Origin of the sequence: Streptomyces thermospinosisporus (assembly GCF_039526425.1) — a bacterium.
Classification (GTDB): domain Bacteria; phylum Actinomycetota; class Actinomycetes; order Streptomycetales; family Streptomycetaceae; genus Streptomyces; species Streptomyces thermocarboxydovorans.
Genome location: NZ_BAAAIZ010000083.1, coordinates 1 through 1,063, shown reverse-complemented (window position 1 = coordinate 1,063; position 1,063 = coordinate 1). Strand labels below are relative to the sequence as shown.

General features: G+C 73.1%; 1 protein-coding gene. It reads left to right on the top strand.

What is annotated here, in order from left to right:
- Positions 1–133: 133 nt before the first annotated feature.
- On the top strand, positions 134–1,063 hold a 930-nt coding region (locus tag ABD207_RS24560; protein WP_344015283.1), incomplete at its 3' end, for an SDR family oxidoreductase.

Sequence of the window (1,063 nt, the reverse complement as noted above, 5' to 3'; positions counted from 1 at the left end):
CCCGGGCGTCGGAGCACTTCGGGCTCGAGCCGCGTGGTGCGGACTTCCGGCTGGGGGACTACGACACGCTCGACAAGGTCGCCGACCTCATCCACCAGGAACTGAACAGCCGCCGGCTCCAGGGCGCCGCGTCATGAGCGAGCGGACCGGGGGAACGGCCTCCACGCAGGATCTGACCGGCAAGATCGCACTCGTCACGGGCGGTGCTCGCAACGTGGGTAAGGCCATCGCGGCCACCCTCGCCGACCGAGGCGCCCACGTCCTCGTCAACTACTTCCACTCGCACGAGCAGGCCAGGCAGACCCAGCGCGAACTGCGTGCCAGGGGAGCCCGCGTGGATCTGCTGCGAGCCTCGGTGGCCCGTCCCGAGCAGGTCGGCCGGATGTTCGCCGAGATCGAGCAGCGGTTCGGCCGGCTCGACATCCTCGTCAACAACGCCGCCAACGGGGCCCTCGTCCCCGGCGCCGAGGTCACCGATGCCCATCTCGACAAGGCTCTCGACACCAACCTCAAGGGCGGCCTGCGCTGCGCCCGGGCGGCCGCCCCGCTGATGCGGAAGGCCGGCGGCGGTTCCATCGTCAACGTCTCCGCCCTCGGCGCCTCACAGCTCGTGATGGCCAACTACCTGGCCTGCGCCCCCGCCAAGGCCGCTGCCGAGGCCGCCGCACGATACCTGGCAGTGGAGTTCGCCCCCTTCGGCATCCGGGTGAACACCGCCTCGGCGGCGATGCTCGTCAGCGAGGTCGCCGACGCCTTCCCCGACGCCGAGGCGATGCAAGCCGCCGTCGCGGCGAGCACTCCCCTCGGACGCCTCGGCACACCCGAGGAGTTCGCCGAGGTCGTCGCCTTCCTCGCCTCCGACCGGGCCCGCTGGATCACCGGGCAGGTGGTCCTCGCCGACGGGGGACTGTCCCTCGGCGCGCCGCTGCTCTCGCCGCCCTCGAGCCCGGAGGCGGCCGGTTCCGCCGTCGCGCGGAGCAAGGACGAGGACGGGGCAGCGGCAGAGGGGGAGCACGCAGCCGTTCCCGCCGCCCCGGCCCCCGACCTGGCGGGCACCGCTGCG